The organism is Leeuwenhoekiella palythoae (assembly GCF_900130045.1).
Classification (GTDB): Bacteria; Bacteroidota; Bacteroidia; order Flavobacteriales; family Flavobacteriaceae; genus Leeuwenhoekiella; species Leeuwenhoekiella palythoae.
Window position 1 is genome coordinate 25,791 of record NZ_FQXT01000004.1, and the last position, 26,965, is coordinate 52,755.

Annotated in this window: 28 protein-coding genes; 16 read left to right on the top strand and 12 right to left on the bottom strand. The window is 40.2% G+C overall.

All coding sequences use genetic code 11. The annotated features are described in order from the left end of the window. Positions 1-470: 470 nt before the first annotated feature. Positions 471-1,745 carry a branched-chain amino acid transport system II carrier protein gene (brnQ, locus tag BUA96_RS10505; protein WP_072982923.1) on the bottom strand — a complete coding sequence of 425 codons (1,275 nt, stop codon included), beginning with the start codon at positions 1,743-1,745 and terminating at the stop codon, positions 471-473. A gap of 39 nt (positions 1,746-1,784) precedes the next feature. Here brnQ and BUA96_RS10510 point away from each other — a divergent pair, with 39 nt between their 5' ends. Together BUA96_RS10510 and BUA96_RS10515 are read left to right on the top strand one after the other, a co-directional pair. Further along, positions 1,785-2,549, top strand: coding sequence for an alpha/beta fold hydrolase (locus tag BUA96_RS10510; RefSeq protein WP_072982925.1), 765 nt, complete (start codon positions 1,785-1,787; stop codon positions 2,547-2,549). A gap of 202 nt (positions 2,550-2,751) precedes the next feature. Beyond that, positions 2,752-2,997, top strand: a complete 246-nt coding sequence (locus tag BUA96_RS10515; RefSeq protein WP_072982926.1) for a hypothetical protein — start codon at positions 2,752-2,754, stop codon at positions 2,995-2,997. A gap of 6 nt (positions 2,998-3,003) precedes the next feature. Here the strand turns inward: BUA96_RS10515 and thiL are convergent, their stop codons facing one another. Further along, positions 3,004-4,056, bottom strand: coding sequence for a thiamine-phosphate kinase (gene thiL, locus BUA96_RS10520; protein ID WP_072982928.1), 1,053 nt, complete (start codon positions 4,054-4,056; stop codon positions 3,004-3,006). Between the two features lie 246 nt (positions 4,057-4,302). Here thiL and BUA96_RS10525 point away from each other — a divergent pair, with 246 nt between their 5' ends. From BUA96_RS10525 to BUA96_RS10575, 11 genes are all read left to right on the top strand, one after another. Beyond that, positions 4,303-4,632 carry a HesB/IscA family protein gene (locus tag BUA96_RS10525; RefSeq protein ID WP_072982930.1) on the top strand — a complete coding sequence of 110 codons (330 nt, stop codon included), beginning with the start codon at positions 4,303-4,305 and terminating at the stop codon, positions 4,630-4,632. Positions 4,633-4,672: 40 nt separating this feature from the next. After that, positions 4,673-6,118: a Fe-S cluster assembly protein SufB gene (sufB, locus tag BUA96_RS10530; RefSeq protein WP_072982932.1), complete on the top strand. Its 1,446-nt coding sequence runs from the start codon at positions 4,673-4,675 to the stop codon at positions 6,116-6,118. 51 nt (positions 6,119-6,169) lie between these two features. After that, a complete protein-coding gene (sufC, locus tag BUA96_RS10535) occupies positions 6,170-6,922 on the top strand; it encodes a Fe-S cluster assembly ATPase SufC (RefSeq protein WP_072982934.1) in 753 nt (250 codons plus the stop codon). Positions 6,923-7,020: 98 nt separating this feature from the next. Further along, entirely contained in the window at positions 7,021-8,334 is a 1,314-nt protein-coding gene (gene sufD, locus BUA96_RS10540) for a Fe-S cluster assembly protein SufD (RefSeq protein ID WP_072982935.1), read from the top strand. Positions 8,335-8,379: 45 nt separating this feature from the next. Next, complete coding sequence (locus BUA96_RS10545) at positions 8,380-9,618, top strand: aminotransferase class V-fold PLP-dependent enzyme (RefSeq protein WP_072982937.1); 1,239 nt, start codon at positions 8,380-8,382, stop codon at positions 9,616-9,618. Between the two features lie 66 nt (positions 9,619-9,684). After that, a complete protein-coding gene (locus BUA96_RS10550; RefSeq protein ID WP_072982938.1) occupies positions 9,685-10,080 on the top strand; it encodes an META domain-containing protein in 396 nt (131 codons plus the stop codon). Between the two features lie 12 nt (positions 10,081-10,092). Further along, positions 10,093-10,521: a SufE family protein gene (locus BUA96_RS10555; RefSeq protein ID WP_072982940.1), complete on the top strand. Its 429-nt coding sequence runs from the start codon at positions 10,093-10,095 to the stop codon at positions 10,519-10,521. Further along, positions 10,521-10,874 (top strand): SdpI family protein, encoded by a 354-nt coding sequence (locus BUA96_RS10560; RefSeq protein ID WP_072982942.1) that lies wholly within the window; start codon positions 10,521-10,523, stop codon positions 10,872-10,874. Before BUA96_RS10555 ends, BUA96_RS10560 begins: the two co-directional genes overlap by 1 nt. A 4-nt stretch (positions 10,875-10,878) precedes the next feature. Beyond that, on the top strand, positions 10,879-11,208 hold the full coding sequence (locus BUA96_RS10565; RefSeq protein ID WP_072982943.1) for a DUF59 domain-containing protein: 330 nt from the start codon (positions 10,879-10,881) through the stop codon (positions 11,206-11,208). A 12-nt stretch (positions 11,209-11,220) separates the two neighbouring features. Next, on the top strand, positions 11,221-11,724 hold the full coding sequence (locus tag BUA96_RS10570) for a DUF2480 family protein (protein ID WP_072982945.1): 504 nt from the start codon (positions 11,221-11,223) through the stop codon (positions 11,722-11,724). Between the two features lie 94 nt (positions 11,725-11,818). Then, on the top strand, positions 11,819-12,766 hold the full coding sequence (locus BUA96_RS10575; RefSeq protein ID WP_072982946.1) for a DUF3078 domain-containing protein: 948 nt from the start codon (positions 11,819-11,821) through the stop codon (positions 12,764-12,766). A gap of 71 nt (positions 12,767-12,837) precedes the next feature. On the opposite strand, the gene hflX is transcribed toward BUA96_RS10575, so the two are convergent. After that, positions 12,838-14,058: a GTPase HflX gene (hflX, locus tag BUA96_RS10580; protein WP_072982948.1), complete on the bottom strand. Its 1,221-nt coding sequence runs from the start codon at positions 14,056-14,058 to the stop codon at positions 12,838-12,840. A 78-nt stretch (positions 14,059-14,136) separates the two neighbouring features. Between hflX and BUA96_RS10585 the strand changes: the two genes are divergently transcribed. After that, a complete protein-coding gene (locus tag BUA96_RS10585; protein ID WP_072982950.1) occupies positions 14,137-15,084 on the top strand; it encodes an endonuclease/exonuclease/phosphatase family protein in 948 nt (315 codons plus the stop codon). On the opposite strand, the gene BUA96_RS10590 is transcribed toward BUA96_RS10585, so the two are convergent. From BUA96_RS10590 to BUA96_RS10620, 7 genes are all read right to left on the bottom strand, one after another. Beyond that, entirely contained in the window at positions 15,081-15,395 is a 315-nt protein-coding gene (locus BUA96_RS10590) for a DUF1456 family protein (RefSeq protein WP_072982952.1), read from the bottom strand. The two genes, BUA96_RS10585 and BUA96_RS10590, sit on opposite strands and share 4 nt — an antisense overlap. Positions 15,396-15,494: 99 nt before the next feature. Next, positions 15,495-16,121, bottom strand: a complete 627-nt coding sequence (locus BUA96_RS10595; RefSeq protein ID WP_072982954.1) for a response regulator — start codon at positions 16,119-16,121, stop codon at positions 15,495-15,497. Next, positions 16,118-17,980 carry a sensor histidine kinase gene (locus BUA96_RS10600; RefSeq protein ID WP_072982955.1) on the bottom strand — a complete coding sequence of 621 codons (1,863 nt, stop codon included), beginning with the start codon at positions 17,978-17,980 and terminating at the stop codon, positions 16,118-16,120. The genes BUA96_RS10595 and BUA96_RS10600 overlap by 4 nt, the downstream gene beginning before the upstream one ends. Next, complete coding sequence (locus tag BUA96_RS10605) at positions 17,980-18,558, bottom strand: hypothetical protein (RefSeq protein ID WP_072982957.1); 579 nt, start codon at positions 18,556-18,558, stop codon at positions 17,980-17,982. The genes BUA96_RS10600 and BUA96_RS10605 overlap by 1 nt, the downstream gene beginning before the upstream one ends. A 69-nt stretch (positions 18,559-18,627) precedes the next feature. Further along, positions 18,628-19,173, bottom strand: a complete 546-nt coding sequence (locus BUA96_RS10610; RefSeq protein WP_233430637.1) for a peptide deformylase — start codon at positions 19,171-19,173, stop codon at positions 18,628-18,630. A gap of 206 nt (positions 19,174-19,379) precedes the next feature. Further along, positions 19,380-20,783 carry a DUF5689 domain-containing protein gene (locus tag BUA96_RS10615; RefSeq protein WP_072982961.1) on the bottom strand — a complete coding sequence of 468 codons (1,404 nt, stop codon included), beginning with the start codon at positions 20,781-20,783 and terminating at the stop codon, positions 19,380-19,382. A gap of 33 nt (positions 20,784-20,816) precedes the next feature. Then, positions 20,817-23,633, bottom strand: a complete 2,817-nt coding sequence (locus BUA96_RS10620; protein WP_072983817.1) for a carboxypeptidase regulatory-like domain-containing protein — start codon at positions 23,631-23,633, stop codon at positions 20,817-20,819. Positions 23,634-23,743: 110 nt separating this feature from the next. Between BUA96_RS10620 and BUA96_RS10625 the strand changes: the two genes are divergently transcribed. Next, positions 23,744-24,802, top strand: a complete 1,059-nt coding sequence (locus BUA96_RS10625) for an endonuclease/exonuclease/phosphatase family protein (RefSeq protein WP_072982963.1) — start codon at positions 23,744-23,746, stop codon at positions 24,800-24,802. On the opposite strand, the gene BUA96_RS10630 is transcribed toward BUA96_RS10625, so the two are convergent. Together BUA96_RS10630 and BUA96_RS10635 are read right to left on the bottom strand one after the other, a co-directional pair. Next, positions 24,799-25,803, bottom strand: coding sequence for a YihY/virulence factor BrkB family protein (locus tag BUA96_RS10630; RefSeq protein WP_072982964.1), 1,005 nt, complete (start codon positions 25,801-25,803; stop codon positions 24,799-24,801). The two genes, BUA96_RS10625 and BUA96_RS10630, sit on opposite strands and share 4 nt — an antisense overlap. Continuing rightward, the gene (locus tag BUA96_RS10635) at positions 25,796-26,242 is read right to left on the bottom strand and encodes a hypothetical protein (RefSeq protein WP_072982966.1); all 447 of its coding nucleotides are present in this window, start codon (positions 26,240-26,242) and stop codon (positions 25,796-25,798) included. Before BUA96_RS10635 ends, BUA96_RS10630 begins: the two co-directional genes overlap by 8 nt. Before the next feature lie 127 nt (positions 26,243-26,369). Here BUA96_RS10635 and BUA96_RS10640 point away from each other — a divergent pair, with 127 nt between their 5' ends. Continuing rightward, entirely contained in the window at positions 26,370-26,954 is a 585-nt protein-coding gene (locus tag BUA96_RS10640) for a HupE/UreJ family protein (protein WP_072982967.1), read from the top strand. Positions 26,955-26,965 lie beyond the last annotated feature (11 nt).

Sequence of the window (26,965 nt, forward strand, 5' to 3'; positions counted from 1 at the left end):
GCTCGTAATATTTTTCTTACAAAAGCCTTATTCAAACATTAAAGCTATTAATATTTGTTGACAATCTTTTGCTTTTTGTTGATAAACAAGCTTTTTCTGTCGGTTAATTTACGTAATGTGTCGGTGAATGGTTTTGAGCTGGCTTTATTTGATAAGAAGAAATAATGGAATAAAATAGGTTTTTCTTACAAAAAAAATGAGGTTAATTGCCTTTAGGTGTATATTTTGTATGAATACAACTACATTTTTACCGTAAAACCTGTAGCTTTTAAAAAAGTGTTAAATTTTGCAGGGTTTTCTAAAATAAAAGCAAAAATTATTTTTTACTTGTAAAAAATAACAATAGCAACCTAAGTTATTATATTATAGCTTGTTAAAAGTGTGTTTGATACCTTTAATCTGTAAAACGTTTTACGAAATCTTACAATAAATGCATTAAAATCGGTATTTGTAACGTTTGGGTATATAACTTAGCTGGGTTTCATCGCCAGTTGTGCCACGCTACCTAGTGCATAAAAAACTATGGTAGGAATAAACCATGCCACTCCATAATCAGATAATGGTAAAAGTTGTTGTAGGGGAGTAAGGGTTTCGATATTTATGCTTTGTAAAAATTCGGGGATACTAAAAAGAATACATCCCAATACTGTAACTCTAAACACCAAAGTTGAGGCATATCGTTCAGGCAAGGCATTCAGTAATATTAAAGTAATTACTAGAGGATAAATAAAAGCAAGTATTGGAACTCCAATTGTAATGATATAGGAGACTCCGGTCTGCCCGATAATGATACCGGCAATGCAGGCTAATGTTACTGTTAGCGGGTAGATGGTTTTATTGCTTCGATTTAAACCTTGAAAGAAATCTGCAGTTCCGGTAACTACCCCTACAGCAGTTGTAAAACAGGCAAGAGCTACTAAAATGGAGAGTACAATATTTCCGGAGCTTCCCAAAGATTCATAACTTAAAAGAGTAAGTAAATCTGTGCGCGACGGTTCTTCAGTTAAATTTGAAAACAGAGAACCGGCATAGATCAGCCCGGTATAAATAAGAAGCAAACCTATTCCGGCTATGAATGCAGCTTTAAAAAGGACTTTTCTTTTTTCGGTCACCGAACTTCCTTTGAACTTTATTTTTAGAGAGATTATGGCTAGTGCACCAATAACAATGGCGCCAATCGCATCATAGGTTTGATAACCTTCGAGAATCCCGGTGCTTACTACGTTAGTAATATGTTTATCATTCGCAATCGGTATTTCGGCAAGACAAAGGATTGCGATAATGGTGACTAAGATTAGCAAAAGCAGAGGCGTAAGATATTTACCCAGAAGGTCTAGCAGTTTTGACCGATTTAAAGCGCTTAGTAGGACCAATCCAAAATATATTGCGCTAGAAGTAAGCGAATTGATCTCAAAATAGGGCTCAATGGCCATTTCATAGGTCACAGAAGCTGTTCGAGGGCCGGGCAGTGTAACCGAAACCAGATACACTAGAATGCAAAATACGGTGCTGAATACCGGGTGAATTTTAGTCGCAAAATCTAGCATCGTTCCTTGTAAGCGTGCGTGGGCTATAACACCTAGTATAGGTATAAATACTGCGGAAATGAAAAAACCTAGAGTAACCAGAAGCCAGTGGGTGCCGCTTAAATAGCCTAAATAGGGCGGAAGGATTAAATTTCCTGCTCCAAAAAATAATGAGAATATTGCAAAACCTGTAACGAGTACTTCTTTGTTAAAACGCATATTGCTTGTAACTTTCAAACCGAAAGATAAAATAAAACGATGCCAAATATAATTGAAAACACCCTATTTTATGAGGAATTTGGGAATGGACCTGCGATGCTCTTACTTCACGGATTTTTAGAAAACCGAAAGATGTGGATGCCGTTTGTGCCTGAATTATCTAAGAAGCATCGGTTGGTTTTAATTGATTTGCCGGGACATGGTAAAAGTGATGTTTTAAAGGGAGCGCAAAACTTAGTACTAATGGCTGCGGAAATAAAAAAGCTAGTTGATCATCTTCAATTGAAAGATCTAAAATTTGTGGGACATTCTATGGGTGGTTATGTAGCCTTGGCCTACGCGGAACGGTTTCCGGAAGATATAAGCGGAATTTGTTTGCTCAATTCGACACCTAAAGCAGATACCGCCGAGCGCGTTGCATTGCGTGAACATGGAATTACTGTAGCTCAAAAAAACTATCACGCTTTAGTATCTATGTCAGTGGCTAACCTATTTTCACAGCATTTAAGAAGTCGGTTAACCGAAGTGATACAAATTACAAAGCAAGAAGCGCTACAGACTCCACTTGAGGGGTATATCAATTCTCAAAAGGCGATGGCCATAAGAGACGATTCCACAGAATTCTGGAAAAACGGGAGTTTTAAAAAAATGATGATTTTAGGCGCTCATGATACTTTGATTCGTGCTGAAGATTTGAAATGTGAGTTTACGGAATACGATGTGCAAATAGACGTTTTAGAGGGCGGTCATATGCTTGCCATTGAAAATTTTGAGGGGGTATTGGCAATATTGAAGCAATTTTAAGGTTGTAAACGTGTATTGTTTCTTATAAAGTTCTGAATATGAGGTCAAAATTTTAACAGATTAAAGATATACCGCTTCCATTTTAAGAATTTTTCAAATAAATGACGTAATGCAGAAAATAGGTCTTTTAAACGTATAAAAAATGCTTTTTGACGTTTATTTTGTTAAATTCGTCAAGCTAACTTCATAAAATTCCCTTAAAATGAATTTACAAAGCCCTACGAGAAATCCATTAAAGCGATTACGATGTAAACTTTTTGGTCACAATTATAATTTATTGCGCCAGTATCAAACCAATAAAAAGGAATATGAATGCTCTTGTTGTAAACAGCAATTTACAGAAGATGAGCACGGTTATCTTGCCCCATTAACCCCAAAGTTGCGCCGCATCAATGAGGTTATGGAGAAGTTTTATCTATTCAAGCACGCGCGTAGGCAGTCTGCTTAAAATAAATTATTCTTCATTTTTAAGTGCATTCCATCCCCTGGCTACAATAGGTATTGAGGTGTTTGCTCTCGTAATTAAATTCATTCCGTCGTGCTCCGGCGTCACGTGGCCGATCACTGTAAGGTGTGGGTTTCCTTTAATCTTATCATAATCCTCCTGATTGATGGTGAATAAGAGTTCGTAATCTTCACCACCGCTCAAGGCTACCGTGGTACTATCAAGTTCAAACTCCTCGCAAGTCTGAATGAGTTGCGGATCAAGTGGAATTTTCTCTTCATAAAGCCTGATTCCGGTCTTAGAGCTTTTACACAGATGAATAATCTCAGAAGAGAGTCCGTCACTGATGTCGATCATTGAAGTAGGCTGCACCTTAATTTTCTTCAGTAGTTCTACAATGTCTTTACGCGCTTCCGGTTTTAATTGACGTTCTACCAAATAAGCGTAGGGTTCTAAATCAGGCTGCGCATTAGGATTAACTTTATATACTTGTTTTTCTCGCTCTAAAACCTGGAGTCCCATATACGAGGCACCTAAATCACCTGAAACAACGAGCAGATCTCCGTCTTTTGCGCCGCTTCTTTTTACGAGCTGTTTTGGTTCTGCTTGACCTAATGCGGTTACACTGATTAAAAGTCCCGTCGTGCTTGATGTGGTGTCGCCACCTATTAGATCTACGTTGTAGATAGAGCAAGCGAGTTCAATTCCTGCGTAAAGTTCTTCAAGCGCTTCCAATGGAAACCGATTAGATACTGCAATTGAAACGGTGATCTGAGTAGCTTCGGCATTCATAGCATAGACGTCAGATAAATTTACCATAACAGCCTTGTAGCCTAAATGTTTCAGCGGCATAAAACTCAAATCAAAATGCACACCTTCAACCAGCAGATCAGTAGTGACTACAAGTTGGTTCTCCTTTGGGTTAATTACCGCGGCATCATCCCCAATGCCGGTTACGGTGCTTGATTGTTTGATTTTAAACGTTTGGGTAAGGTGATTTATTAAACCAAATTCTCCCAGATCGCTTAGTGAAGTGCGTGATTCATCTTTATTTTCAAACATAACAGTTTCTTTAAAAGCGCAAATTTAATGGGAATATGTCAAAAGCAAGCATGAGACTGCTTTAAATAATCGAAGTGCGTTTTTGTAATATTTTAATCCAATCTGGATTTTGAATAGAAGTTTACCGTGATGTGCTGCCATGGCGAATTATATATATTTAGTCTATAAAAGCATAAAATAGTTTAATGTAAGGATGTATGGTAAAACCCTACTTAAATGGTATATTTGCAACAAGTAAAATGAATTATGATTAAAGTAAGTGAAAGCGCAAAAAAGAAGATAGCTGTTCTTATGACTGAGGATGGTTATGATCCTAGCACAGACTATGTTAGGGTTGGCGTGAAGAGTGGTGGATGCAGTGGCTTATCATATGATTTGAAATTCGATAAGAGTAAAGCTGAAGAAGACAAACTCTTTGAAGATAACAACATAAAGTTAATAGTAGATAAGCGCAGTTTTCTCTACTTGATTGGTACCACGCTTGAATATAGCGGTGGGTTAAATGGTAAGGGTTTTGTTTTTAATAACCCTAACGCACAACGTACCTGCGGTTGTGGAGAAAGTTTTTCATTGTAATTAGATTAAACCTGTTTTTATAACAGATTAGATAAAGTATATGGCGTACACAGAAGACGACTTAGAGAAAGAATTAGCCACCAAAGAATATAAATACGGCTTTTATACAGATATTGAATCTGAAACTTTTCCGGTTGGGCTTAACGAGGATATTGTGAGAGCGATTTCTAAGAAAAAAGAAGAGCCTGAATGGATGACTGAATGGCGTATTGAAGCTTTCAGGTATTGGCAAACCCTTGAGGAGCCAGAATGGGCAAATGTGCATTATGAGAAACCTGATTTTCAGAACATCTCTTACTATTCTGCGCCTTCAAAAAAGCCTAAATATGATAGTCTAGATGAGGTGGATCCAGAATTGTTAGATACGTTTAAACGTTTAGGTATTTCTATCGATGAGCAAAAGAAACTTGCCGGTGTGGCAGTTGATGTTGTGATGGATTCTGTTTCGGTAACTACTACTTTCAAGAAAACACTAGCGGAAAAGGGAATTATTTTCTGTTCTATTTCTGAAGCGATTAAGGAACACCCTGAGCTGGTAAAGAAATACATTGGTACAGTAGTTCCTAAAAAGGATAACTTCTATGCTGCTTTAAATAGTGCTGTTTTTAGTGATGGTTCATTCTGTTATATCCCTAAAGGCGTCCGTTGCCCAATGGAACTTTCAACGTATTTCAGAATTAACCAAGCAGGAACTGGTCAATTTGAACGCACGCTTGTAGTTGCAGATGAAGGCAGTTATGTGAGTTACTTAGAAGGCTGTACGGCGCCATCACGTGACGAGAATCAATTGCACGCTGCAGTTGTTGAACTGATCGCGCTAGATGATGCTGAAATTAAATATTCTACTGTACAAAACTGGTATCCTGGTAATGATGAAGGAAAAGGTGGTGTTTACAATTTTGTGACCAAGCGTGGACTTTGTGAAAAAAATGCGAAGATCTCTTGGACACAAGTTGAAACCGGTAGTGCTGTAACTTGGAAATATCCAAGTTGTGTGTTGAAAGGAGATAACTCGATTGGTGAATTTTACTCGATCGCGGTTACTAACAATTTTCAGCAGGCAGATACGGGTACTAAGATGATTCACTTAGGTAAGAATACTAAGAGTACGATCATTTCTAAAGGTATTTCGGCGGGGCAATCTCAAAACAGTTATCGCGGTTTGGTTCAAATCAATAGCAGAGCAGAAAATGCGCGTAACTTCTCGCAGTGTGATTCACTATTGATGGGGAATAAATGTGGTGCACATACCTTCCCGTACATCGAAGCTAAAAATAAATCGGCTAAAGTAGAGCACGAGGCAACTACCAGTAAAATTGGTGAAGACCAAATCTTTTACTGTAACCAACGTGGAATTGACACTGAAAAAGCAATTGCGTTGATCGTTAATGGTTTTAGTAAAGAAGTGCTAAACAAACTTCCGATGGAGTTTGCGGTAGAAGCTCAAAAATTATTGGAAATTTCACTCGAAGGTTCCGTAGGATAAAACAAAATAAGAACATCAGAAAAAGGCATTGAAGCCCAAAGAATATAGAATATGTTAGAGATAAAAAATCTGAATGCAGGTATAGAAGATAAAGACATTCTAAAAGGAATTGATCTTAAAGTTAACGCAGGTGAAGTGCACGCTATTATGGGGCCTAACGGGTCAGGTAAAAGTACCTTGTCGTCTGTTATTGCCGGTAAAGAGGAATATGAGGTAAACGGTGGAGATATTATTTTTGAGGGTGAGTCTATGCTCGAGTTAGATGCTGAAGAGCGTGCGCACAAAGGTGTGTTCTTATCTTTTCAGTATCCTGTAGAGATCCCGGGAGTATCGGTTACCAATTTTATCAAAACAGCGATCAACGAAACGCGTAAAGCTAAAGGTCTTGAAGATATGCCGGCGAGCGATATGCTAAAAATGATTCGTGAGAAATCTGAACTTTTAGAGATTGATCGTAAGTTTTTATCACGCTCATTAAACGAAGGTTTTTCGGGTGGAGAGAAAAAACGTAACGAGATCTTTCAGATGGCGATGTTAGAGCCAAAATTGGCTATTCTTGACGAGACTGATTCAGGATTAGATATTGATGCATTACGTATCGTTTCTAATGGTGTGAATAAATTACGCAGTAAAGATAACGCAGTGGTGGTGATCACGCACTATCAGCGTCTTTTAGAGTACATTGTTCCTGATTTCGTACACGTTTTAGTAGATGGAAAGATCGTAAAATCCGGCGGAAAAGAGTTAGCGCTTGAGTTAGAAGAAAAAGGATACGATTGGGTAAAAGCTGAGCTTACTGCTTAGTGCGTTCAAGTTTAAATACGCTTGAACATTAAAATGTATAAAGTTGTTAGAGTAAAAGTGACTTTTGACTTTTTCAACTTTGAATATTAAATTGAATTATGAGTTTAAAAGATAAATTATTATCATCATACTTGACTTTTCAAGAGAATACATCTTTTGATAACAGTATTCTTGATATTAAAGATCAGGCTATAAAAGTTTTTGAGACTGAAGGTTTTCCGAGTAAAAAAGATGAAAACTGGAAGTATACCTCATTAAATTCAGTTACAAAGCCTGATTATAGCTTGGCAGCAACCGGTGATGATGCGATTGAATTTAAAGATGTAAAACAATATTTTCTAAATGATATTGACACCTTTAAGATCGTATTTATTGATGGTGTTTACAGTTCGTATCTTTCTGAAACTACACACGATGGTGTTGATGTTTGTCTCTTGAGTTCAGCGCTTACTAAGCCTAAGTTCAAGCAGGTTATTGATGTGTATTTTAATAAAATTGCCAAGAACGAAAGTCTTACTGCTTTAAATACTGCTTTTGCTAAAGAGGGTGCTTACATCTATGTACCTAAGAGTATGGCGGTAAACAAACCTATACAGATCGTGCATTTATCAACCGGTAATGAGGCAAATCTTATGCTTCAGCCGCGTAACTTGATTGTTGCTGAAGAGAATGCCGAAGTACAAGTGATTGAGCGTCACCAGAGTTTGAGTTCAAATGCTGTATTTACCAATTCTGTTACTGAAATTTATGCGGGTAAACACGCTCGTGTAGACTATTATAAGATCCAAAATGACAAAGAAAATGCGTCATTAATTGATAATTCGCATATTGATCAGCAGGAGTCTAGTGAGGTTTCGGTGCATACCTTTTCTTTTGGTGGAAAGCTTACCCGTAATAATTTGAATTATTACCAAAATGGTGAGCACATCAACTCTATTCTAAAAGGGGTTACCATCATTGAAGATAAGCAACACGTAGATCACAATACTTTAGTACACCACAAGCAGCCTAACTGCGAAAGTCATCAAGATTACAAAGGTATTTTTGATGATAAATCTACCGGGGTTTTCAACGGTAAGGTGGTTGTAGATGCTATTGCGCAAAAGATCAATGCATACCAATCTAATAATAACATTTTGGTTAGCGATAAAGCTTCGATCAACTCAAAACCTCAGTTGGAGATTTTTGCCGATGATGTTCGTTGTTCACACGGTTGTACCATTGGTCAGCTTGATGAAGATGCTTTATTCTATATGCGTACCCGTGGAATTGGTAAGAAAGAAGGTAGAGCATTATTGATGTATGCCTTTGCTAACAATGTTTTAGAAAGTGTGAAAATTCCACAGTTAAAAGCACGCATCACTAATCTTATTGCCGAAAAACTAGGCGTTAATATTGGTTTTGATCTCTAGACAAGACTTTTTTGTCTTGTAAGTAACTCGTCAAAAATTGTACATATGGCTACTGCTAGTACTACATCAACCTTAGATGTCTTAAGAATACGCAAAGATTTTCCTATTCTAAACCGAAAGGTTAACGGGCAGCCATTGGTTTATTTTGATAATGCTGCGACTTCTCAGACGCCACAGCAAGTGATCGATGTGATCGTTGATTATTATTCTAACTATAACGCAAATATACACCGAGGGGTGCACGCCTTATCGCAAGAAGCTACCGATGCTTATGAGCAGGCGCGTATAAAATTGCAAAAACATTTTAATATACCTAACGCGTATCAAACGCTTTTTACTTCGGGAACTACACACGGGATCAATATCGTAGCTTCAGGGTTTGCTGAGATTTTAAAAGCGGGAGACGAGATTATTGTTTCGGCATTAGAGCATCACTCGAATATTGTGCCGTGGCAAATGCTTTGCGAAAAAACCGGTGCGACGCTTAAAGTCATCCCAATGACTACAAGTGGCGAACTTGACATGGAAGGATTTGATGCAATACTTTCGGAGAAGACTAAATTGGTTTTTGTCAATCACGTGAGCAATGCTTTAGGAACTGTAAATCCTATTGAAGAAATCATTACCAAAACCCACCAAGTTGGTGGTGCTGTATTAGTTGATGGGGCGCAAGCTTCACCACATATTAAAGCAAATGTTCAAGCTTTGGATGTAGATTTCTACGTCGTTTCCGGGCATAAAATGTGCGGTCCTACCGGAATAGGAATGCTTTATGGAAAGGAAAAATGGCTTGAAAAACTTCCCCCGTATCAAGGAGGAGGGGAAATGATTGACCAAGTTACCTTTGAGAAAACTACTTATGCAGGATTACCTCATAAATTTGAAGCGGGGACTCCCAATATTTGTGGTGGAATAGCTTTTGGTGCGGCCATTGATTATATGAATGCCATAGGTTTTGAGCATATTGCTGCTTATGAGCACGAGTTGCTCACTTACGCAACACAAAAACTTCAAGAGATCGAAGGATTGCGCATCTATGGTGAATCTAAACATAAAACGGCTGTAATCTCATTTAATATTGGTGATATTCACCCGTATGATATCGGCACTATCTTAGACAAGTTGGGTGTTGCGGTGCGTACCGGTCATCATTGTGCACAACCTATTATGGACTTCTACAAAATTCCCGGAACGGTAAGAGCTTCGTTTTCTTTCTACAACACTAAAGAGGAAATAGATATTTTTGTGAATGCTGTGCGCAAGGCAAAAAGTATGTTGGGCTAAATTTAACCTTTAGTCTGGTGCATGTTTAAGCGATTACTAGTAATTTCACTCTTAAAACGTTAAGATATGAAAACATTTGCAGTGATGTTGCTTCTAGTATTTGTAAGTTTTAATGCTTGTAAATCAACCGATAAGAAGATTAAAGGACCTAAAGGAGAATATATTGTAGCCTCTATCAAAAAAGATACGGTTGCAGGGAAAGAGATTCAATTGATCTTTGATGAAGAAAAAGGTCAAGTGAGTGGTAAAGCCGTTTGTAACTCCTATAGCGCCACATATGTGGTTAGCGGAAATAATATTAAGTTTTCACCGGCAGTGTCGACTAAGATGATGTGCCCTGAAGGAACTTCTATTGAATATAATTTTTTTCAGGCTTTATTAAATGCGAAAACCTTTAGTCTTAAAAGCAATAAATTAAGTCTTTTAGATGCTGAAGAGCAACCTATATTGATTGCAAAATAAGTTTAAACACCTATGAGTAGTATTCAAGATATACAACAAGAGATTATTGAAGAGTTTGAAATGTTTGACGACTGGATGCAGCGTTATGAATATATGATCGAGTTGGGAAAATCACTGCCGCTGATAGATGAAAAATACAAAACCGAAGAATATATCATTAAAGGATGTCAAAGTAAGGTTTGGGTCCACGCAGATTTAAAGGATGATAAAATAGAATTTACGGCAGATAGTGATGCGATCATCACAAAAGGGATCATCGCTATTTTAATTCGTTCTTTTTCTGGCCAGCCGCCGCAAGCGATTTTAGATGCTGATACTTCTTTCATTGATAAGATCGGGTTAAAAGAACACTTGTCGCCAACGCGTGCTAACGGTTTGGTGAGTATGATCAAGCAGATAAAATTATACGCAGTGGCCTATCAGGCAAAAGCAGAATCCTGATGCATTGGGAAAACGCTTTAACATTAACCGGCGGGATTTGCGGACTCGTGTTTGTTGTCGTTGGAATTTTAATGTACCGTTTTCCACCTAAAAAGATCAACCATTTTTACGGGTATCGAACTTCAAAATCCATGAAATCTCAAGACCGGTGGGATTTTGCGCAAAAGTTCTCTTCTGTAAAAATGATTAAGGCTGGGGTTGCGTTACTCATATTGGCCGTTCTGGGAGCTTTTGTCAATTTAGATTTTAACCCGAAGGTTCAAATGTTTTTAATCCTATTGTTGATTATAGGTTCCGTTATATATTTACTTTTAGGCACCGAAAAAGCCTTAGACAAACGATTTAAAGAATAATACCATGAGCGATACAAATGAAATAGACACTCAAGAATTGGGAGAGAAAGTAGTACGTGTGCTTAAAACGATCTATGACCCAGAGATTCCTGTAGATATTTATGAGTTAGGATTGATCTATGATGTTTTTGTTAATGAAGATTACGAGACTAAGATCTTGATGACTTTAACGACGCCTAACTGTCCGGTGGCAGAAACTTTACCGGTTGAAGTTGAAGAAAAAGTAAAGACCATTGATATGGTTAAAGATTGTGAGGTTGAGATCACCTTTGATCCACCTTGGAGTCAAGATTTGATGAGTGATGAAGCAAAGCTAGAATTAGGCTTGCTTTAAAACCTAATAGCTATGGAAGAAATCATAAACAGAGTCGCAAACAGTAAGCTTAAAACCTTTGATCTTGAAGATCTTTATCCTTCAGGACGCAGAGCGACACTAGATATCTCGCAATGGCTGTTAGAAGGATTTATTCTGAAAGAAAAAGAATTTAGAGCAAGTCTTAAGGATTATGACTGGTCTGCTTATGAACATGCATTTGTCGCGCTACATTGCAACACAGATGCAATCGTGCCGGCTTGGGCGTATATGTTAGTGACTACTTATCTTCAGCCGGTTGCAAAAAAAGTGATTGTAGGTACGCTAGAAGATCTTGAAAGTTTGTTATATACCGAGATCATTGCTGAATTAGATGTAGCTCCTTACGAGAATCAACTGGTAATCGTTAAAGGTTGTTCTAATAAACCGGTGCCTCAAAATGCTTATATATTGCTTACGCAAAAACTACAAAAAGTAGCAAAAAGCCTGATGTTTGGAGAGGCATGCTCTTCAGTACCGCTGTATAAAGCAAAATAACTAATTTTCGGTTTTAGTCTTTTTTCTCAAATGTAGTGACCACCTATGTTTTTTGGGTGAAGTATATTTGCTTCAAATCTGAAAAATCAGCACTATGAGAAAATTATTATTCCTATTCTTTTTAGCCTGCTCTGTAAGCGGAGTAGTTGCTCAGGAGAAAACAGAACAAGAGCTTAAAGAAGAGATCGCTCCTAAAAAAGCCGAAATCGCAAAACTTCAAAAAGAAGTCAACGCACTGCAATCGCAAATAGACAATCTTCCCGGTTGGAAATTTGGTGCTTTCGGTACTATTGGGGCTAATTTCAGCTGGTTCAATAGTTGGTACTCTCAGGGAAATCCTAATGTATCTTCGGCAACCATTGGTGCTACTGTAAATGCTTTCGCCAATAAAAAAGATGAAAAGTATTTCTGGAGAAATGCAATGAATCTCAATCTGGGTTGGGTAAAGTTTGATGATCGCGATGATCCGGACGATGATGATAGCTTCCGCAACGCGACAGATGTATTTAATATCAGTTCGTTATACGGTTACAAGCTAAGTGAAAAACTAGCAGTATCAGGTCTTGGTGAATATAGAACCACAATACTTGACAATTTTAATGATCCGGGTTATCTAGACTTGGGTGTCGGTATGACTTGGACGCCGATTACAAATCTTACGGTAGTTGTACATCCTATCAACTACAACTTTGTGTTTAGCGATGAAGACACCATTTTTGAATCCTCTTTAGGGGCGAAGATCGTGGCAGATTATACGCGTCAGATCGGTAAGATTGCATTTAAATCTAATCTTTCTGCTTTTCAAAGCTACAAGAGCAGTAATTATTCAAACTTCACTTGGATCAACTCGTTCAACTATAAGCTATTTGGTAAAGTTGGTGTAGGTTTTGAGTTTGGTTTAAGAGGAAACAAACAAGAAAACCTAGATTACGCATTAGGAGAATATGTTGATAACGGAAGCACAGGTACTGAGCCTACGTTTGACAATTTAGACAGCCAGCTTCAATCTTATTATCTATTAGGATTGACCTATGCATTCTAAAATACATTCATCTGTATAAAAAAACCCGATGTCTTTGGCATCGGGTTTTTTTATTTAAAATCTAAAATACGCTATTCTTCTTCGCCGTAAGCGTCGTACTCGGGATATAAGAAGTTATTATAAGGGAAACGCGTAATGTGAATTTCACGAACGCGATCATAAACCTTTTTGCGAAAAGCTTCCATATTATCTTTATTCAATGCTGAGATAAAAATCGCATCGCCGTCTACACGGGACATCCATGTACGTTCCCATTCTTCTAAAGTAAAATGCTCTTCGGTACGTTCGGTAACCAGATCATCTTCATCGATGGTTTTATGCGTGTATTGATCTATTTTATTAAAGACCATCAGCATCGGCTTATCTGAACCACCTATTTCATCCATAATTTGGTTCACCGAAGCGATATGATCTTCAAATTGTGGGTGCGAGATATCAACAACGTGCAGTAAAAGATCAGCTTCGCGCACCTCGTCTAAGGTACTTTTAAACGATTCTACCAGCTGCGTAGGCAGTTTTCTAATAAATCCTACGGTATCACTCAATAAAAACGGAAGGTTGCGAATAACTACTTTTCTCACGGTAGTATCAAGGGTAGCAAAAAGTTTGTTTTCTGCGAAAACCTCACTTTTGCTTATCGTGTTCATCAACGTAGATTTCCCAACGTTGGTGTATCCTACCAAAGCGACACGCACCAAAGCGCCGCGGTTTCCTCGCTGTATGGCTTGTTGCTTATCTATCTTTTCGAGTTTCTTTTTGAGCAACGAAATACGGTCACGCACAATACGACGGTCGGTTTCAATTTCGGTTTCACCCGGTCCGCGCATCCCGATACCTCCTCGTTGACGCTCAAGGTGCGTCCACATCCCGGCAAGGCGTGGCAGCAAATATTCATATTGCGCCAGCTCTACTTGAGTACGCGCATAACTCGTTTGAGCGCGTTGCGCAAAAATATCAAGGATCAGGTTGGTTCGGTCAATGACCTTACACTTTAAGATCTTTTCAATATTCTTCTGCTGGGCAGGGCTCAATTCATCATCAAAAATTGCAGTTCCTATTTCATACTGGTCTACATACGCTCGTACTTCTTCCATCTTCCCGGTACCAATAAATGTTTTGGGATTGGGCGTATCCATCTTTTGGGTAAAGCGTTTGAGAACTTCGCCACCTGCCGTGTACGCAAGAAACTCGAGTTCGTCAAGATATTCCGTCGCTTTCTCCTCGTCCTGAAACTGAGTAATTAAACCGATTAATACGGTTTTTTCATATTCTATTTTAGTCTCTTCAATCATAAATAAAAGTAAGCTGCAAAGATACGGATTTAGAAGCTAAGGCTTTCTTAAATTGCTGTTTACAAAATATGTTTCAAAATGCCCCAAACCAAACTTACCCTTGCCTTTTACAATCTTGAAAATCTTTTTGATACCCTAAATGATCCTAACATTCTAGATGATGATTTTACGCCCCAAGGCGACCTCAAATGGAATCAAGAGCGCTATACGCAAAAGTTAAACGGACTCGCAAAAACGATTGCTGAAGTGGGCAAAGCCGAAACAGGACAAGCGCCTGCATTTATAGGTGTAGCCGAAGTAGAAAATAAAAAAGTGCTTAACGATCTTCTACAAACCGAAGCTTTACACGTACTGAATTATGATTTTATACACCACAATTCACCGGATGAGCGCGGTATTGACACGGCGTTAGTTTATGATAAAAACCGCTTTGAAGTAATTGAAAGTAGGAGCTACTCATTACATCTTCAAACGGCTCAAGGGGTACGCGATTTTACGCGCGATATTCTTTATGTAGAAGGAAAACTCGCCGGCGTCTCTGTTTTTGTTTTAGTCAATCACTGGCCTTCGCGTAGAGAAGGTGTAACGATCTCTGAACCCAAACGCGTTGCGGCTGCGGAGCGTAACCGTGAAATTATTCGAGATATTCAGTCACGCGATCCTGAAGCGCGTATTATTATAATGGGAGATTTTAACGACGACCCGCAAAGTATAGCAGTGCGCGATCATCTGGTTTCCACCGATTTTTACAACCCTATGGTCTTTTTATTAACGCGTTATGCAGGCTCCTTAACCCATCGTGGCGATTGGTATTTGTTTGATCAGATCATCTTGTCGCCCAACTGGATGAAAGCCTATGACAATCCGCTGGAGTATGAGAAATCTGCGATCTATAATCCGGAGTATTTAAAAGAGCAGGAAGGCAAATACCGCGGCAATCCATTACGTACATATGCCGGTGATAAGTATTTGGGTGGCTTTAGTGATCACTTTCCGGTGTACACCATTTTTAAAGTGGAAGATTAATCTGGTTTTTTTGGAGAATCTTTCTGCTTAGTATTTTTCTTTTTATTCCCGTCTTTTTTAAGTGCCGGTTTACCGGTCTTCTTTTCGGGCATAGGGCCGCGCATATGAATAACGAGTCCGTTGAGGAAATTCCGAAGAAATTGATCTCCGCATTCTACATACTTAGGATGGTTTTCATTTCTGAAAATAGCGCCCAATTCACTCTTGGTCACTGCAAAATCAACCAACGCACATATTTTTACAATATCGTCATCACGCAGTTTTAGCGCTACACGTAGTTTTTTAAAGATGTCGTTGTTAGATAAAGCCATAGTAGAAAATTAGGAGGTAAAGTTAGAAATAAAAAACGCTTCAGAACTACCGAAGCGTTTTTTATAAGAATGACACAAAAAGAGCCTGTTGCTTGCTGTTTAAAAATCATACTTTCGATCTAACGCATACCGAAGCAATTCGCCTTTTCCTTTGAGTTCAAGAATACGCATCATATTTTTACGGTGGGTGTCTACCGTATGCACCCCGATAAAGAGTTCGTCTGCGATCTCGCGTGAAGTTTTTCCGTGAGCTATGAGGCGTAATATTTCAAGTTGGCGTTTAGTAAGCAAACCGTTTTTTGAAGTGGCCGTATGATCATCTTCAAAATTATTGAGCTCAATTTGAGAGTCAAAAAAGGGTGTTCCTTCAGCTACAGTTTCTATAGCTTTTTTTAAAGTTTGTAAACTTGAATTCTTCAAAATATATCCCGATGCTCCGGCATCAAGCATTTGCTGCACTGCATCTTGCTGATCAAACATGGTAAAAGCGATCACCGCAATCTCAGGAAACTCTTTTTTGATGATTTCCGTAGCTTGAATCCCGTCCATCTTCGGCATACGTATATCAGTGATGATCACATCGGGTTGATATTTACGTACGGCTTGAACGAGTTCTAAGCCATTAGTTGCGCTGCAAACAAGTTGAATATGCGCTTCATCTCTGATCAACAGTGCGATGCCGTCAATTAAAGATTGGTGATCTTCTCCTATTGCTATACGTATCATAAAGGTATATCTATAATTATAGTTGCTCCTTCGCCCGGAGCCGACTCTATAGTGAGGCTTCCGTCTAGGTGGTTTACACGTTTGTCAATACTGCTGATGCCCATTCCCTGACTGCGCAGACTTATGTGCTTAGGGTCAAACCCTAAGCCATCATCTTCAACCATAATATTGAGCGAATCTCCGTGATTGATCACGTGAATAGTTGCGGTTGTGGCCTGTGCGTGCTTGATGATGTTAGCGATGAGTTCTTGAATGATTCTGAAAATACTCAGTTCAAGGCTGTTTTCAAGTCGGTTAGTCATCCCGTGATGCACTACTTGTATTTCTAAAGCGTTGAGTTGTGATACTTTTTTTGCCAGATCTTTTACTGCCTTTAAAAGACCCTGATTGGCAATAACTCCTGAATTTTTAGCGTGTGCTATACTGCGTACTTTTTGATAGGCTTCGTGAAGCAGAGCATCGGTTTTATCAAAGAGTTCGGGAGCTTGAGAAGATTTAAGTGATTCAAAATGCATACGCACATTAGTCATTAGGGCACCCAGATCGTCGTGTAATTCACCGGCAATGCGCGAACGTTCTTTTTCCTGACCGGCGATCATTGCATCTATACTGGCAAGTTCTTGATCTTTTAAGAGATTGGCTACGCGTTCTTTTTCTAGCTCCCGTTCTTGTTCGGCTAATTTGCGCCGTTTTCTGCTGTTGTTAAGAATAAGATAGGCTATCAATAAAAGAATAACGAGCGCTACTAAAAGTCCCACGGTTAAAACCAGGATGCGTTTCTTTTCTTGTTTTTCCAGCAGGAGGTCATTGGCCTTTTTTTCAGTTTCCAGTTCTACCTGTAACCGGGATATTTCTAACGAATTATCTCTGAAATTGATATTGTGTCCTGCTTCAACATAGGTTTTGTAATGTGCCAGCGCTAATGAATCTGCCCCTAGACCTTCATAAAAAAGGGAAGTATAATATTCTACAAAAAAGGTGTTTTTTAAGGAGTCCTGCGGATTGAAACAACAAGATACTTCTTCTAATTTTTTGAGGGCTTCCTGAGAGTTTCCTTTTAGGTGCTGTAGGTAGGCCAATTTGGTAATGGCAGAAAACCTACTGTCGTTATAATAGGGAATGTCTTTACCTTCATCAAATACTTTTTGATAATAGTAAGCTGCCCGGTCATATTCTTTGATCAATTCGTGATATAAAGCGATCTCCAGATACAGCTTCGGTAGTAATTTGCTGTCGGGCGCTAACTGAGAGATTAAGCCTTCAAGCAGCGGCGCTTTAGTATAATAAACCGATTTAATATCGATTTCTGAAGAGTGAAAAATGACTTCATAGATCTGAAAATAAACCTGATCGTTACTATCCAGAATAAGGTCTTGATATTGATCTAGAAATATCTGGTAGTTATTATTGTTACGTGCGATCTCGTGATGAAAGTACTGTAAAATGGCTCGTAAAACCCTACGCTGAAGCGGCGCGTAGGCGAGCTGATTTGCGCTTTTTAATGCTTTGTAAAAATGAGGATATGCCGCGGTGCGGTCTTGTAAAAAGTAAAACTTATAATAGCCGGTATTCAGCCGGTAAACTGCATTTAAAAAAGGGTCATCGCTTGTGCGCAGCACACACTCGGCTTTAAAGTTTTCGGGACTGCCGGAAAATCCTTGATACGTGAGCTGTGCAAAGGTGTTTAAAGGCTGAGAATACAGCGTGTCTTCAATAGTGCTGAGCTGGGTTAAGGCCTCTTGGTGTTCAAGTGTTTTTAAAGCTTGAAAATAGGTGTCAAATTTAGAGAGGTCATTTTCCTGACCAAAAGCAAGGCTAAAACTTAAAAACCCTATGACATGCCACAGCACCCACCGCATTAAGTCAAAATTTTCAATTCAGACATCATGCACCGTCCGCCGGGGGCAAGGTCGGCTTTCTCAATGGAGTCAAGTTCAAAAGGTACTTTCGTTTCAATACAACGCTGAATAGCATCACAGTTAGTATTATTCAGCAGATCGTAAGGGGGCCTTTTCATTTTGAAATTACCATCTCGGTAATAAAACTCATCATCGTGAAGGTACTTGCGGCTCTTTTTAGTTCCTATCTGATCTAGTTTCCTGATGAACTTCAATTGTCTAGTTGGGTCGATATCGATGCAACTTATTGACTTTTCTTTGTTCTTTTTTAAAGCTTTAATTTTAAGTTTAAATTCTTGAAGGTCAGAATCAAATGTGACTTTTCGTAGTCCCAAATCTAATATGCCTTTGTAGTTTTTCAATCTGAAAGTTGCGCTCTTAATGTGTATTTTGTTTGCTCCCTTCTGTTCAACTACAAACGTTCCATAAACTGTAAAAAAGGTGCCGTAAAGTGATGAAGCATATACCAGTTGTTCATAATCCTCAGCTTTGCTGCCTAGGTAAATAAGACCTTCTATTCCTTTGTGTTCAAGCGACATATATTTTAGTTTTTAGAAATTAAAATTAAATAAAGGCAGTAAATGGATTAATACCCGTTACCCGGTATTTTAATTAGAAAGCGTATCTAAGGTCATCAAGCCTTCGGCGTCTTTAACTTCTTGTTTTAGGTGATCTAAATACAGAATTCCGTTAAGATGATCAATCTCATGCTGAAAGACGACTGCTGTAAAATCTTCAACCATTTCGATCTCGTGAGAAGCATCGGGAGTATCATATTCCACTAAAATCGCATACGCGCGGGAAGACAAGGTATCCCGACGTCCGGGAATCGACAAACAACCTTCGGGACAGTCTTGTTTTTTCTTTGAATACTGCCTGATCACGGGATTGATGATCACTTCAAAAGGAAAACCTTCCTTGTCAAAACGTTGCACCCAAGCTATGTTTTTTAGAATACCCACTTGAGGCGCAGCAATACCTGCACCCAGAGATAGGCTATCGCGTACTGTAGCATACATTCGGTTGATGAGGTTCATCAGTACAGTATCTTTTGGGTCTACATTTACGTGCTCACTGGGCGTACGCAGCAAAAGGGAATCTTGTTTGTTAGTGATCTTAAAAACACGCATAGGGGTCACAGAATCGGCAGCCATAATGAGGCTGGTTTGTTCTTCGCTAAATTGGGAAGGAGTCTGTTTTTGCTCGTTTGTAGAACTGCATGCAATCAAGCAAATAAACAGAAGACTGAAAAGGGTAGTTTTGATCAAGATGATTGGTTTTTAGTTTCTTAAAAATACCAATTTAATTGGCGCCACCAAATGGTAGAATCTCTCGCAAACTGGCCCGAGGTAGTTTAGGTTTAGTCTGCAGTGATGCTAATGTTGTCTAACTGGTAGGTGCCGTCAAAGGCTTCTTGAGTGCTTCCGGTGTATTTAAATGCGATATAGCCGTTATTTGCAGGAGAGCACGAAAGGTTCACAATTCCACTACTGTACCAATCACCAAAAAAGTCAAGATCTCTAATCACAAAAGCTTCGTCCAGAATTGCCCAGCTGGCCAGTGTGATCGTTGTGGGATCACCATCCCAATCGCTGCTAAACAATACCTCAAGATCACTACCGTCTGCAAAACTGCTGCTGGTTTCAAAACGTAAACGTACGTTAGTTGTGGTTGCTAAATCAATAGCCGGAGTGATCAGCCAGCAAACACTAAGCGCATCTCCTGATTGATACGAATCTATGCGTGCCGAAATACCCTGAGAAGCGTTGGTGCCGGTAGCGGTATAAGCTTCCCAAGCTTGAACTCCGTATTCTACATAGTTGGTCCAGCCGTTACCTTCAATGGGATTGTTACGCGACTGTTCACTAAAGTCATCTGCAAACAGTACCGTTGTGCCTTCGGCTTCTGCCAGACCACAACGGTACAATTCAGGGTCGCAGCGACTCGTATCTTCAAAAGCGACAGCTTCGGTGGTATTGATTCTCAAAATATAGAAGTCATCATAAAAATCCCGACTTAGAATGCCTGAAATGGTTCCGGAACCGGTGGGAAGTGCAACCGATTTGAACTTCGAAAAGGTACTGGTGCTTACTAAAGTTCTTCCGCGGGGTTCACAAGTTTCAAGCAAGCGTATCCCATCATATTCATCAGTGGGCTCTCCGGCATAGGTTTTAATCGAAGAACCTAGAACCTCATTTCGGTTAAATTGCGCGCGATCAAGCTGAATGAGGATATTCTCATAAGCCTCAGAAAATTCCGAAATGGCTATAGGCAAAGGAACCAGTTGCGCTACTTCCGCATCGCGTAAAATATGATTCCCAATAACCGAATTAGGAATCTCTGTAATGCCGTTTCCGTCACGGATGCCCAATTGCAGCACCCCATTTTCTGTGGTAAGCGCAAGACCGTCAAGATAAACATAGATTTTTCTGCCCGGCTCATACTGTGTGTACAGCGCATTAGCATTCAATTGAAGCGTGATACCGGCCGTGGGATTTTCAGCAGCATCTTGCACGATGAGTTCGTGGTAAAAATTACCGGCGACATCGCTACTGATCACATAGCCTGTAAAGTAAGTGTCAGTGGCGTCGAAACTTATGATGGATTCGCTACTTTGCCGCAGGCTGTTGAGTACTGCGGTAATACTGATTTCAGTGCCTTCAGGAGTGACCGATGCACTTTCAGTTTCCGGAATTTCAAATTCTGAAGTCACACAGCCTAGAAGCAAAAAGGATGTGATGAGGTATATACAAGGTAGTTTCATAATATATTCTATTAATGAGGCCGAAGCGAATTATTAAAACCGCACATAAAAGTTTAAATAAAATGTAGCGCCATATCCCAGAAAATACCTGTTGCCAAATAGCGGAGTATCCCGGGCACGTTCTTCTAATAAACTTCTGTAATCTCCTATACGCGAATCTTCAAAACCGCCGGTTTTATAGCGGGTGTTCAACGCATTGTTCAGTAGCCCGAAAAACCCCAAAGTATAGCTTTTTACACGCCAGGATTTACCGCCTACGATGTTGACTAGATAATAGGCGTCTAGCTGCTCTTGCTTTAAAAGTTCTTGTGCCACTTTAGCAGTGTAATCATTAAAAGCTTGTCCGTCATAGTCGCTGCTGAAAGCTCCTGATCGCCGTAAATAGCTTACATCTACATAAGCGTTGGAGAATCTATTTACACTGGCGCCCAACCACCAGAAATCAGGATCTCGATAGTCAAAACCCAGTTGATAGGCACGTTCAGGGCCTCCTGCGACGTGATAGTTTTTAAGTTTGGCACTGCCATCTCCAAAACGAATGGGAGTTTCAGCAAGCGTGGTGGTGTAGTATACCTGAGCATCTTGAGTATACATATTTTGGCCAAAGGCAGCCGCCGCTTTTAAAGTCAACGTAGGGAGTATGCTGTAAGACGCACCAAATTCTAAACCTAGATTTTGTCTTGCAATATGAGTAGTGCTCTCTTGCACAAGTGCATTGCCTTGATCAATCAGCGGGGTTTGCATCGACTGGGTATAGAAATAAGAAACCTCACTTCCTTGAGTGAAATTAAGCAGGTAACCGGTCAAGCGCAGTTTAAGATCAGAACCTCGATAAATATAACTGGCATCCAAATCGATCAACCGCTCTGATTGCGGATTTTCAAGTATTGCATTATGTTGCCTGGCGTTGGTAAAAACGGTGTTGAAGCCAGGAGGTTGTTCTAGAAATCCGGCATTTAGTAACGCAAAATGCTTACTGTTGAATTTATACGTGATTCCGGCTTTGGCGCCCAAACTCGTAAAGCGCACCGGTTCACTCTTACCTAAAGACAAGGCGCCCGGGTAATAACCGTTTTCGTAATATCCTTCCCGCTGATAAGAGGTTTGTTCTGCATTTAGGGCAGCATAGAAATCCAGATGATTATAAGTGGCTTCTAGTTGCGCAAAAGTGCCTATTTGCCTGGCGGCAATTCCGTAATTGTATTTATACCGGTCTCCGGGTTGTACCAGTCGGTTGCGGTTTTGCAAATCACTTTGTGCTAGATCTCCGCCGGTTGTGTTATCGTCTTCCGCAAAACTGTCTATATCCAACCAGACGTTTCCGCCAAGAAGATCATCTAGTTCCGCATACTGCTCGCTTTGTAATGCCGAACCGTAAATTCCAAAATTGACATCAAAATGTTCTGACATTTGTGCTTTGTACCTAATATTTCCTGTGAAGAGTTGGTCTTGATTTACGTCTTGTTGTATCGCATAGATGGTATTCAGTCCGGAACGCACTGCTGTTTCATTTGCTTCATATAAAGCCTGCCATTCGAGTTGCCCGTCGTTTCTAAATTCTTGTTCAGCTAAATACGCTTGCTGGTATTGCACTGCTGATGGATTGGGGTAGCGCAAAAAATAGCTGGGAAGGTTTTGGTAATAATTGGGAGCCGGATTTCTTGCGCCACCTACAAAATGCTCTTGCTCGTTAGGGTTGCTAATCAAAGTGCTTCCGGTGTAATCAATACGCGAATTTTTAGTGGTTCCCCATTGATACCCCAGATTGGTATGCAAGCTTGCTTGTTTCCCTAGTTGCCAATGATGGGAAAGCAACACTAAGGGTTCTTCAATGGCACGCACGCGTGCATTGCGTGCTTCATTATTTTGAAATCCCCAGTTGGGATTATACGTGTAGCCTTTCAGATCGATTACTTCTTGAGTTAATGCGGTGCTTCGGCCTCTGCGATTAGGCGTATAGAGGAATGAAAGATTGATACGGTGTGTTTCTGAAAGTATTTTTTCCGCAGCAAAGAACAACGAATTGGCGTCATAAAAGGTGCCGTCTATAGCGCCTTCTTGTCCAAATCTTCGTGATACTAAAACAGAATACGCCCAGTTATCAGCCGTGACCCCGCTGTTGTAACTTGCCATAACTCTGCCGGTATAGGTGCGATTTGCGGTAGCGTACGAAATACGACCTCCGGGCCGATACGATGATGCGTGCATATTAAAATGTAAGGTGCCTGCCGGCGCGCCAAAGCTGTAATCACTGGCGGTCAAACCCATACTAAATTCCCTGTTGCGCATCACATCGTTGAGTCCGCCCCAGTTGCTCCACTGCGGTCTGCCGGTATTGAATTTATTCAGTACGAGTCCGTTGATGATGACCCGGCTGTATTTGCTGTCTAAGCCTCGAGGTCTAAAAAACGTGCTGCTAAAATCAAAAGCAGCAGCATTGCTAAATACATCATTTGTGGCGCCTAGTAGTCCTGATACGGCATTGTCGCGTTGCTCATTGTCATCGTTGAGTTGTACGTCAGAAAGACTGATGAGGGTAATTTGCTCATTGGCTTCAGCAAGATCAATTTCTAAGGGTAGGTATTCTAGAACCAGTTCTTGATCAGGAATAAGATTCACCGGGATCGTGAGCGAGAGATAGCCAGATTTACGCAATACGAGTGTATAGCTGCCCGGCGGTACTTGAGGGGTGAAGTCAAAATTTCCGTCAGCATCGGTTTGGGTGGTGTAGTTGGTTTTTTGCACAAAAACCTCAACTTCAGGAAGTGCACTTGAAGTAGCTGCATCTTTAACTGTGCCGCGTATGCGGGCATATTGTGCAATTGCAGAAGCACTATAAAGAAACAGCATTAAGACCGTAGCAAATTTGTACACGAAGCGTCCAGATTTAAAATTTTCTAGGGGCGTACGTATCTAAAGTAGAAAATAATGTATCTTAACTATTTGATTTTAGGTGTGTTATGCGAAATATTCGATTAAGTGTTCTAGTAGTGTGCTTTTTTATCCCATTTCTGTGTGTTTTTGGTCAGGAAGTGCAACAGTATCAAATGCTTACGCTGGCATTTTACAATCTTGAGAATCTTTTTGATACCGAAAATGATCCCATAACTTACGATGACGATCGTACCCCTGATGGAAAAGACCGCTGGACGCAGGAAATCTATACCGATAAACTAGCAAAAATGGCTGAGGTCATTGCGCAGATTGGTCCGGAGGAAGCTCAAGGGCCGCCCGCAATACTCGGTGTGGCTGAAATTGAAAACCTAAAAGTGCTTCAAGAGCTTACCGGCCAGGAAGTATTGCGCTCAGCGCATTATGGGATTGTTCATTACGACTCTCCTGATCGGCGCGGAATTGATGTAGGACTGCTCTATAATACGCAAGTCTTTCAAGTCATCAATAGCAAAGTTTTTGAACTGGAATTGTACGATACCGAGCGTGAAGACAAACGTATTTATACGCGAGACCAACTTCTGGTAACCGGTAATTTGGCCGGAGAGCGTATGCACGTGATCGTCAATCACTGGCCGTCGCGAAGCGGAGGAGAAGCACGCACCCGACCACGACGTATGGCGGCCGCAGCCTTGAATAAAAAGATTATGGATTCTATATTAAGTCAGGAACCCTATGCTAAAATCGTGAGTATGGGGGATCTTAATGATGACCCTAAAGACAAAAGCTTAAAGAAGGTATTGAAAACCAAAGCTCGTGTAGAAGCAGTAGGTTTGCGCGAGATTTATAACCCTATGGAACGTATGGCCAAACGCGGTCAGGGTACGCTGGCATATCGGGACAGCTGGAACTTATTTGATCAGATCTTGCTTTCTGCCGCTTGGCTTTCTAAAGACTACGAGACTTTTCAGTTTTATAAAGCAGGAATATTCAATAAACGCTTTTTGCAAACTCCAGAAGGGCCTTACAAAGGCTATCCTTTTCGCAGTTTCGCTAACGGAAATTACACAGGAGGCTACAGCGATCACTTTCCTGTATACATCGCTCTAATACGGAAAACGGATTAGGTTTTTGGCGGTTCTTCAGGATTGGTCGCTAATTCTATGGCTTTTTTTTTATCAGCTTCTATTTGTTTTTCCTTTTCGCGAAGCGCAGCCATTTCTTCGGAATGCGCCAGTTTTGCGTGGCTGCTAGGTACGATCTTGTGCTTTTTGACCAAGGCATATTGCACAGTGATTTCTGCACCAAAAAACAAGATCAAACAGGTATAGTTTACCCAAAGTAAAATCAATACGATCGAAGCAGCGCCTCCATAAACCGAAGCCGGATTGCTGCTGGCAAAGTAATAGCCGAGAATGCTTTCCCCAACCAAGAATAAAATTGCAGTTATGCTGGCGCCAAGTACGGTGGTTTTATATCCCATTTTTACATCGGGGAGAATTTTAAAAATTGCAGCAAAGAGGCCGGCGATGAACGCAAAAGAGATGAGAAATCGCAAGGCATCGGCAAACACGACGGTGATAGTCGGCGCAAATTGTGATAAGTAATCTGTGAGCAGATTAAGCAGTACGGTAATCACAAAGGCTACCAGCAGCATAAATCCTAAAACCAAGACCATCCCAAAAGCGATCGCCCGGTTGATGAGCATCCGTTTAAAGTTGTCGTTCTTTTCGGTAACATTCCAGATGGTGTTCATAGTTTTTTTCATCTGAAAAAACACTCCGGTAGCACCATAGATCAATGCTCCTATACTGATGATCAAAGTGATCCAATTGTCATTTTGTAAGGTGACTTTGCCAATCATTTGTTCAATGGCGATAGCGACCTCAGGAGAAATAAATCTTGAGATCTCATCGTGAATGCGTCCCTGTACAGCTTCGGGACCTACAAATGCACTGGCGATCGAGGTGACGATCATCAGCAGTGAAGGCAACGAGAATAAGGTGTAATACGCAATGATCGCACTTTTAGCAAACGGGTCATTCCGATCCCAAGCCACATAAGTTTTCTTAAGAAACTGAAACAGCGTAAAGCCTTGTCTTAATATGGGATTCTTGGGTTTATTCATCGTTTAGAAAGGGCTTGATCACATAATCGAGTTCGTCTACTGCTTCGATGCTCAAGTCTATGCTTTGCGTTTCAAGACTGTCTTTACGGGTAAGCGTAGGAATCGCATATCCCGTATAGTTGGCAGGTAATTCTTTTTGTGTAGTATTCAGTTGCCGTTCACATTCCGCAGCCATTTTAGTATAATCGTTCAACTCAATATTCAGTTCCAGATAGCGTCCTTCATCATCCAGGCCATCAATGGTATTATCTGCTGAGACTGGTTCGTAGATCAGTTTCTTTGAGGAGATCGAGTATACATTGCCTTTGGTATCTATGTACGTGTACAATGGGGCGTTAGGTAATTGTTTTTTGGTAGTGGTAATTCCGGGTGTAGCGCCACAAGCCACTACAACGAGCAGCCCCAGAGCAGCTGTAAAAACATAAAGAAAACGGCGCATATGTAAATTTTGAAATTGAAATTACAAAAGCGGCATTTTGTGGTAAATCTGTTTAGACATAGTTTAACGTTTAACAGCGCAACTTTGGGAAATAATTGTAGTTTTGAGAAAATACTAAGTTTCCCCTATGTCAGATTTCTGGTTCTATTTTAAAATTGGTCTTGATCACGTTTTAGATTACACGGCATACGACCACGTTTTATTTCTTATCGTTTTATCAGTACCCTATGTGTTTAAAGATTGGCGCAGGGTGTTATTGATGGTGACCTTATTCACTTTAGGGCATACCACCTCATTATTGCTTGCAGTATATGATGTAGTCCGCATCAACCGCGGTCTTATTGAGTTTTTAATACCGGTGACCATTTTTATTGCAGCATTGTACAATGTGTTTACTGCAGGTAGGGGAGCGCACAAAGACAAGTTGGGCGTATTGCTCATTACGGCCTTATTTTTTGGGTTGATCCACGGCTTAGGCTTTTCAGGCTTTTTTGAGCAGTTAACGGCTCATTTGTCTAATAAGTTACTGCCGCTGGCAGAATTCGCATTAGGTATCGAAGCTGCGCAGATCATCATTACACTTATCGTATTGATCATTGGGTTTATCTGCCAAACCATTTTCAGGTTCTCTCGCAGAGATTGGGTGATGTTCATATCTGCGGTTGTTATTGGTATGGTAATTCCGATGTTAATAGCAAATTATCCGTGGTAAAGCAGTTTTTG